Origin of the sequence: Mycobacterium colombiense (genome assembly GCF_001665835.1) — a bacterium.
Taxonomy (GTDB): Bacteria; Actinomycetota; Actinomycetes; order Mycobacteriales; family Mycobacteriaceae; genus Mycobacterium; species Mycobacterium colombiense_A.
Genome location: NZ_LZSX01000008.1, coordinates 181,578 through 189,989, shown reverse-complemented (window position 1 = coordinate 189,989; position 8,412 = coordinate 181,578). Strand labels below are relative to the sequence as shown.

At 66.9% G+C, this 8,412-nt stretch carries 7 protein-coding genes; all 7 read right to left on the bottom strand.

Annotated features, from left to right (window positions below; translation table 11 throughout):
- Nucleotides 1–160 precede the first annotated feature (160 nt).
- The 7 genes from A5760_RS02165 to A5760_RS02135 all read right to left on the bottom strand — a co-directional run bounded on the left by A5760_RS02165 (nucleotide 161) and on the right by A5760_RS02135 (nucleotide 8,404).
- Nucleotides 161–3,061 carry an RND family transporter gene (locus tag A5760_RS02165; RefSeq protein ID WP_064877454.1) on the bottom strand — a complete coding sequence of 967 codons (2,901 nt, stop codon included), beginning with the start codon at nucleotides 3,059–3,061 and terminating at the stop codon, nucleotides 161–163.
- A complete protein-coding gene (locus A5760_RS02160) occupies nucleotides 3,058–3,504 on the bottom strand; it encodes an MmpS family transport accessory protein (protein WP_196771950.1) in 447 nt (148 codons plus the stop codon). Before A5760_RS02160 ends, A5760_RS02165 begins: the two co-directional genes overlap by 4 nt.
- Nucleotides 3,505–3,671: 167 nt before the next feature.
- Nucleotides 3,672–4,280, bottom strand: coding sequence for a TetR/AcrR family transcriptional regulator (locus A5760_RS02155; protein WP_155764171.1), 609 nt, complete (start codon nucleotides 4,278–4,280; stop codon nucleotides 3,672–3,674).
- 62 nt (nucleotides 4,281–4,342) lie between these two features.
- Complete coding sequence (locus tag A5760_RS02150) at nucleotides 4,343–5,455, bottom strand: cystathionine gamma-lyase (RefSeq protein ID WP_064877451.1); 1,113 nt, start codon at nucleotides 5,453–5,455, stop codon at nucleotides 4,343–4,345.
- Nucleotides 5,456–5,458: 3 nt separating this feature from the next.
- Nucleotides 5,459–7,540: an NAD-dependent DNA ligase LigA gene (gene ligA / locus A5760_RS02145; protein ID WP_064877450.1), complete on the bottom strand. Its 2,082-nt coding sequence runs from the start codon at nucleotides 7,538–7,540 to the stop codon at nucleotides 5,459–5,461.
- A gap of 67 nt (nucleotides 7,541–7,607) precedes the next feature.
- Nucleotides 7,608–7,925, bottom strand: coding sequence for an ArsR/SmtB family transcription factor (locus A5760_RS02140; protein WP_064877448.1), 318 nt, complete (start codon nucleotides 7,923–7,925; stop codon nucleotides 7,608–7,610).
- The gene (locus A5760_RS02135; protein WP_064877446.1) at nucleotides 7,922–8,404 is read right to left on the bottom strand and encodes an SRPBCC family protein; all 483 of its coding nucleotides are present in this window, start codon (nucleotides 8,402–8,404) and stop codon (nucleotides 7,922–7,924) included. Before A5760_RS02135 ends, A5760_RS02140 begins: the two co-directional genes overlap by 4 nt.
- Nucleotides 8,405–8,412 lie beyond the last annotated feature (8 nt).

Genomic DNA, 8,412 nt, shown 5'->3' with positions numbered 1-8,412 from the left:
AGGACGCACCACCACGGCGCCAGCGGATGCGGTCGAAGACATGACGCCATCATCGCAGCCACCTACGACAAATCCGGGCCGCCCGATCCCCGCTGAAGAATTCGGTGCCCGCATCCCCCAGCCCACGCCGGCAAGCAACAGGCCAGCCCGTGGAACCACATCAACCAGTTTTTGATGACATCGCCACCGGGTTTTCGTCGTCCCACAGCAGCAATTGACGAACCGCCGGGCGCGGACCGTAGGGCCGCAGCATCGTGCTCGCCGGGCGCGGGCGAACCCGTTGCGGCCACCAGAACCAGCGCCCGAGAAGCCTTGCGACAGAAGGCGTCATGAACGAGCGCACGATCAGCGTGTCGAACAACAGGCCGAGCCCGATCGTCGTTCCGATCTGGCCGAGCACCTGAAAACCGCTGAACACGAACGCACACATGGTGACGGCGAAAACGATGCCGGCCGAGGTGACGACCGAACCGGAGCCGGCCATTGCCCGGATGATGCCGGTGTTCAGCCCGGCATGGATCTCCTCCTTGAAGCGGGAGATCAACAGCAGGTTGTAGTCGGATCCAACCGCCAGCAACAGGATCACCGCCAGCGCGAGCACGACCCAGTACAGCTGGATGCCGAACATGTACTGCCACACCAGAACCGACAGGCCGAACGAGGCCCCCAGCGACAGGGCCACCGTGCCGACGATCACCAGCGCGGCGATCAGGCTGCGCGTGATGATCATCATGATCAGCAGGATGAGGCTCAGCGCGGCGAACGCCACGATCATCAGGTCGTACTTGGCGCCATCCTGAATGTCCTTGTACGTCGCGGCGGTTCCGCCCACGTAGATGCCCGCCCCGGCCATGGGCGTGCCCTTCAGGGCCTCGTGCGCTGCCTTCGTGATCGGATCGATGTGCGAAATGCCCTCGGGCGTAGCGGGATCGCCTTCGTGCGTGACGATCATCCGGGCGGCCTTGCCGTCCGGCGAGAGGAACAGTTTCAGTCCCCGCTTGAAGTCGGGGTTGTTGAACACCTCGGGCGGCAGATAGAAGGTGTCGTCGTTCTTGGCCGCGTCGAAGGCGCGCCCCAGCGCCGTCGCGTTGTCGATCGCGGCCGCGGTCTGCGCGTAGATTCCAGACAGCGTGGCGTAATTCGCTAGCGTCAGATCGCGATTGGTCTGCTGGCTTTGGATCTGCGGCGGGATAAGCGCCGTCAGTTTGGGCTGCAGCGCGTCGAGCTTGTCGAGCGAGGCCGTGAGGTTTTCGAACTTCTCGGTGAGCTGGTCGATGCCGTCGAGCGCGTCGAACAGCGATCGGAATGCGAAGCACACTGGAATGTCGTAACAGTGCTTCTCCCAATAGAAGTAGCTGCGCACCGGCCGGAAGAAATCGTCGAAGTTCGCGATCTTATCGCGCAGGTCCTGGATGGTACCGAGCGTGTCGTGAAAGCTCTGAGTCTCGTCGTGGGTGGTGGCGGCGAGCTGCTGCTGCAGGGTGTACTGCTGCTTGAGGATGTTGATCGTCTTGGTCAGCTCGTTGGCCTGCTTGAGGGCGTCGTCGGCCCGATCTCGTTGATACGTCAGGTTTTGCTGTTGCGCCGCGCTGGAATTGCTGACCACGAACGCGAGCGAACTATGCACGAGCGGGGTACCCAACGGCCTGGTGATGGTCTGCACCTGCGCCACCCCGGGCACGTGGAACACCGCCTTGGCCACCTTGTCCAACACGAGCATGCTCTCCGGGTTACGCATGTCGTGATCGGTTTCGACCATCAGCAGCTCGGGCTCCAGCCGGGCCCGCGAGAAGTGCTTCTCGGCCGCGGTATAACCGACGTTGGCGGGCGCGCTGGCCGGCATGTAGGGGCGGGTGTCGTAACTCGTCTTGTAGCCGGGCAACGCGATCAGGCCGACCAGGGCCAGCGCGCACGCCGCCGCAAGCACGGCGCCGGGCCACCGGACAATGGCGGTGCCGATGCGGCGCCAGCCGCGGGTTCGTATCGCCCGCTTGGGGTCGAAGATGCCCACCATGGCACCCAGGGTGAGGATCGCCGGCCCCAGGGTGAGCGCGGCGAACAGTGCGACCAGGATGCCCAATGCGGCTGGTATGCCCAGACTTTGGAAGTACGGCAATCGGGTGAAGCTCAGGCAGGCCACCGCACCGGCCACGGTGAGCCCGGAGCCCAACACGATGTGCGTCGTGCCGTGATACATCGTGTAGAAGGCCTTTTCGCGATCCTCACCGGTGCCGCGCGCCTCCTGATAGCGGCCGACGAAGAATATCGCGTAGTCCGTTCCGGCCGCGATCACCAACAGCGTCAGCAGATTCGTCGAATACGTCGACAGACCGATCACGCCGGCATTACCCAGAAACGCGACAAGGCCTCGGGCGGCTGACATTTCGATGAGCACGGTGGCGAGCACCAGCAGCGTGGTGAGCACCGAGCGGTAGACGAAGAACAGCATCAGCGCGATCACCCCGATGGTGATCGCGGTGACCTTCGCGGTGCCCTTGCTGCCGACGTCGAACTGATCGGAGATCAGCGGCGCCGCACCGGTCACATAGGTCTTGACGCCTGGCGGCGGCTTCATGCGATCGATGATGTCGCGCAGCGCCCCGACACCCTCGTTGGCCAATGCCGAGCCTTGATTGCCGGCAAGGTTCACCTGAACATAAGCGGCCTTGCCGTCGCTGCTCTGCGATCCCGCCGCGGTCAGGGTGTCGCCCCAGTAATCCTGGACATGCTGGACGTGTTTGTGGTCCTGCTCGATCCTGCGGACCATCTCGTCGTAGAAGCGGTGGGCGTCGGCGCCCAGCGGCTTGTCGCCTTCCAGCACGATCATCGCCGAGCTGTCGGTGTCGAACTCATGGAACTTCTCGCCGATGCGCTTGATCGCCTTGAGCGACGGCGCATCTGGCGAGTTCAGCGCCACGTTGTGGGTCTTGCCCACCTCTTCCAGCTGCGGCACCGCGATGTTGGTGAGGGCGGCCAACGCCACCCAGAACAGCAGGATCGGCAACGCGAGCCGTCGGATGGTGCGCGGCACGAACGGCCGCGACTGTTGATCGTTGCTCATCCAGATTTATCCAGACAGAAGGTGTAGGCGTCGACTTTGTTGACGGTGCGTTGGTCTTTCACTTCTCCGTTGACGGTGATGCGGCAGCCCAGGGTGTCCCCGTTGCCCTGCGCGACGACGTTGCCGATCACCGCGGGCTCGGTCGTGGTGATGGTGAACGACCACGGCAGGGGCGCGTCCTTGACTTGCTGCGGCTGGGCGTTGACGTCGAGGTAGTTGATGGTCGCAGTCGCGCCCGGGGCACCGAAGACCTCGAGCACGACCTGCTTGGGGTTGAACGGGACGATCTCGTTGGACAGGCCACTGTTGGCCGACGTGCTGTTGTGCGACCACAAGATTCCGTGCAGGCGATAGATTCCGAATCCGGCGAGCACGACGACCACCACGGCGACGAGCACCATCCACCCCCGCTTCACCAGGGACGCGATCGAAAAGCCTTTCACCCGTTAGCCTTTCGAAGATCGGGCGACAAGATTCCACTCAAGCCAAACACGGCTGCCAACACCGTGAGTGTGATCGACAGCTATGACAGTACGGTACGGGACCGTACTGTACAAGAGACGCGCGCGTATATATTTTCCGGCCGGCGCCGGCGCTGACATGCGGCGTCTTACCCCGCCGACCTGGTCAGGCCGGGGATGAGGAACCCGTCGACGAACGCTTCCACGGTGTCTCGAGTGGGCGGGCGACCGGGCAAGATCGACCGGAAGATGAGATAACCGGGCAGCAGGTCCCAGAGTTCGTCGGTGATGACGTCCTCGGAGATCTCGCCGCGGTCGGCTGCCTGATGCAGCACGTGCTGGATCGTGGCCCTGCGCTGGTCCAGGAACTGATGCTGCATGGCCTCGTTGAGCGCGGGGTGGCGCGACACCTCGACCATCACCGCGCGGATGGTGCCGGCGTGCTGCCCGCACTCCTGGCTGATGGTCTCCCCCAGGCTCAGCAGGTCGCCACGCAACGTGCCGGTGTTCGGCGGAACGGCCACCTGGCGGACGCCTTCGATGAAGGCCGCCAGCACCAGTTCGGCTTTGGACGGCCAGCGCCGGTAGACCGTGGCCTTGCTGGCGCGCGCGGCGTTGGCCACCGCGTCCACCGTCAACTGGTCATAACCGTGTTCCTGCAGCAGCGCCAGGGTCACGGCCAGTATCTCGGCCTCGCGCGGCGACCACGGCGACGCGTGCTCACACCGGTCGGCGGTCTGGGTCATAGAGCCCACGATAGAGCCGGTCGGGCGATCGCGACCACTTTCGGTGCAGTCCGCCCCCCACGAATGTGAAATCGTCAGCGGGAGGACATCAGCGCGCGTTCGATGTCGGCGAGCAGGTCGTCCGTGTCTTCGATGCCCACCGAGATGCGCGCGAATCCGTCGGCGACCGGGTCTCCCCAGCGCGCCCGGCGATCCACCGACGTGTGCAGGCCCCCGAAACTGGTGGATGCGATCACCAGCTCGCTGCGGTCCACCAGCGCGTGCACGGCGGCCGCGTCGGCCAATTCGATGGAGACCAGCGCCCCGAATCGGCGCATCTGGGCCATGGCCACCGGATGCGCCGGGTCGTCGACCAATCCCGGGTAGCGCACCGACCGCACCGCCGGGTGGCGGGCCAGCATGGTCGCCAGCGCCCGGGCGTTCTGGCATTGCCGTTCGAAGCGCAATCCGGCAGTTGCCATGCTGCGCAACAGAAGCCACGCCTCGAACCCGCCCAGGATCGCGCCCGCGAGCAGCCGGTGTCGCTCCACCGCGGCCAGCAGCTCGGGCTGGCTGGTGGCGACGTAGCCGGCCAGCAGGTCACCGTGACCGGACAGGGCCTTGGTCGCACTGGCCACCACCGCGTCAGCGCCCAACGACAGCGGCTGCTGACCGAGGGGCGTGGCGGCGGTGTTGTCGACGACCAAGCGCGCGTTGCGGTTTCGGCAGATGCCGGCCAGCCGGTGCACGTCGATCACGTCCAACGCCGGGTTGGTGGGCGTTTCGGCCAGCACCACGTCGGCTTGCGCGGCGGCGTCGTAGATCTGCGCACTCGACGCCTCGACGACCGTCACACCGGCGGTCACCAGGTCTTCGCGGGCGTAGCGGCGCACCTGGTAGTAGCCATCGGCCGGCACCACCACCGTCGATCCGGGCGTGGCCAACGCGCGCAGCACGGCGCTGATGGCCGCCATGCCCGATGCGAAGACCCGCGCGCCGGTGGCTCCCTCCAACTCGGCCAGGGCCGACTCCAGTTGCCGCCAGGTCGGATTGGAGCCGCGGCCGTAGTTGTCCAAGGCACTCGTCTCGTCGGCGGCCAGGTGATAGGTGGCGGCGAGCACCGCCTGCGGCGCTACCGGCTGACCCGAAATCGCCTCGATGTCAATGGCTTTGAGGCTCCGGGTGGAGTCACCGTACCGGCTGCTCATGGCTCACTCCGCCGGGGTTTCGGGTGGGCCCTCATCCAGCAGCTTCCGGAAGCCGTCCTCGTCGAGGACGGGCACCCCCAGCTCGATCGCCTTGTCGTACTTGGATCCCGGCGAATCGCCGGCCACGACGTAGTCGGTCTTCTTCGACACCGAACCGGAGGCCTTGCCCCCGCGCGTCAGGATCGCCTCCTTGGCGTCGTCGCGGGAAAAGCCGCTGAGTGATCCGGTGACCACCACCGTGAGCCCCTCCAGCGTGCGCTGCACGCTGGTGTCGCGCTCGTCGGCCATCCGCACGCCGGCCGCGCGCCACTTTTCGACGATCGCGCAATGCCAGTCGACGGTGAACCATTCGGTGAGCGCCGCCGCGATCGTCGGCCCCACGCCTTCCACCGCGGCCAGCCGCTCGGTCGACGCCGACATGATCGAGTCCAGATCGCCGAACTCGGTCGCCAGGGCGCGCGCGGCCGTCGGCCCGACGTGCCGGATCGACAACGCCACCAGGACCCGCCACAGCGCCACCATTTTGGCCTTGTCCAGGTTGTCGAGCAGCCGTTTGCCGTTGGCGGACAGGGCGCCGGCCTTCGTCCGGAACAGCTCGGTGCGCAACAGGTCGTCCTCGGTGAGCGTGAACAGGTCGCCCTCGTCGGCGATCACCCCGGCCTTGAGCAGCGCGATGGCCGCTTCGTAACCGAGCCCCTCGATGTCGAACGCGCCGCGACCGGCAACGTGAAACACCCGCTCCCGCAACTGCGCCGGACACGACCGGGCATTGGGGCAGCGGATGTCGGCGTCGCCCTCCTTGGCCGGCGCCAGCGTGGTGCCGCACTCGGGACACTCGGTGGGCATGACGAATTCGCGTTCGGAACCGTCGCGCAGGTCGACGACGGGACCGAGCACCTCGGGGATCACGTCGCCGGCTTTGCGGATCATCACGGTGTCGCCGATCAGCACGCCCTTGCGTTTCACCTCAGCAGCGTTGTGCAGGGTGGCCAGCCCCACCGTCGACCCGGCCACCTTCACCGGCGTCATGAAGGCGAACGGGGTGACGCGTCCGGTGCGCCCGACGTTGACGCGGATGTCGAGCAGCTTGGTCTGCGCCTCCTGCGGCGGATATTTGTAGGCGACGGCCCAGCGCGGCGCGCGGGAGGTGGTCCCGAGCCGGCGCTGCAGCGCGACGTCGTCGATTTTGACTACCACGCCGTCGATTTCGTGGTCGAGATCGTAGCGGTGCTCACCCCAGTAGCCGATCCGTTCCTCCACTGCGGCAAGGCCGCGCACCCGGGCGGTCTGTTCGGCCACCGGCAGCCCCCAGGCGTTCAGCGCGGCGTAGGCCTCGTGCTGGGTCTTCGGTGCGAACCCCTCGGTGCGGCCGATGCCGTGGCAGATCATCCGCAGCTTGCGCCGGGCGGTGACGGCCGGGTTCTTCTGGCGCAGCGACCCCGCGGCGCTGTTGCGCGGGTTGGCGAACGGCGCCTTGCCGTCTTCGACCAGGCTGGCGTTGAGCGCCTCGAAGTCGGAGAGCAGGAAGAACGCCTCGCCGCGCACCTCGAGCAGGGCGGGAATCGGGAAATCCTTGCTGGCGGACAGCCGCTCGGGGACGTCGTCGATGGTGCGCGCGTTGAGCGTCACGTCCTCGCCGACCCGGCCGTCGCCGCGGGTCGCGGCGCGTTCCAGCCGGCCGTCGCGGTACACCAGCGCCAGGGCGACCCCGTCGATCTTGAGTTCGCACAGGTAGTACGGCTCCTTGCCGACCTCGTTCTCGACGCGGTTGCTCCAGGCCACCAGCTCGTCGCGATCGAAGACGTCGTCGAGGCTCAGCATCCGTTCCAGGTGCTGCGCCTCGGCGAACTCGGTGGCAAAACCCGCCCCGCCGACCAGCTGGGTCGGAGAATCGGCCACCCGCAGCTCGGGGTGACGCTCCTCGAGCGCGAGAAGCTCGTTGAACATCGCGTCGAAGTCCGCGTCCGAGATGATCGGGGCGTCCTTGATGTAGTAGCGGAACTGGTGTTCACGGACCTCTTCGGCGAGGTCCTGCCACTGCCGGCGAACCTCGGGCGATACCGAATCAGCTTCTGCTGCGCTCACCTTGGCAGGCTATCCGAGGACACCGACGCGAAACCGGGCGCGCTCGGTCCTCCACTCAGTCCTCCACTCAGTCCTCCACGTAGGCCCGCAACCGGTCCACCGCGGCGTCCCACCGCCGGGACAGCTGACTCAGGTAGTCGCTGGCCGACGCCAGCGGCTGGGTCTGCACCGTCCAGACCCGCTCGCGGCCCCGCCGGCTGCTGGTCACCAGCCCGACGGACTCCAGCAGCTGCAGGTGCTTGCTGGCCGCCTGCCGGGTGACCGGTATGACGCTGGTGACCTGCGATGTCGAACTGGGCCCCTGATCGCAGAGCCGCACGATGATGCGCAGCCGGTTGGGGTCGCCCAGCGCGTCGAAGAGCGGCGCGTCGACGGCGACTTTCATACCCGGACGCCTTCGATGTACTTGCGCACCAGCGTGGTCTGGATCGCCCAGCCCTCGCCGTTGGCCTCGAACGCTCCCCCGCGGCGCGCCTCGGGGATCGCCTCGAACCCGGATTCGGTGATGGTCAGCAGCACGCCGTCGGGCTGCTCCGACAGGGTGAACTCGACGAGCGTGGTCGGCTCGTGGTCGTAGTCGACGTCCGGGTCGATGGCGAACGGATGCCAGCGATAGGCGAACCGGCGCCGCGGCTCGAGGGCGACGATCTGCCAGGTGCTGCGCACCCCGGCGTGCGCCTCCTGACGCTTGGCGACCTCGCCGTCGACGACGGTCGGGCTGATCGCCGCGGTCACCGACGTCCCGGCGACGAACGGCCCGTCGAAGCGCACCCCGAACCAGCGGCCGAACTCCTCGGCGTCGCTGATGGCCCGCCACACCCGCTCGAGCGGCGCGCGCAGCACCACGTGCTTCTCGATCTTCATACGCAACC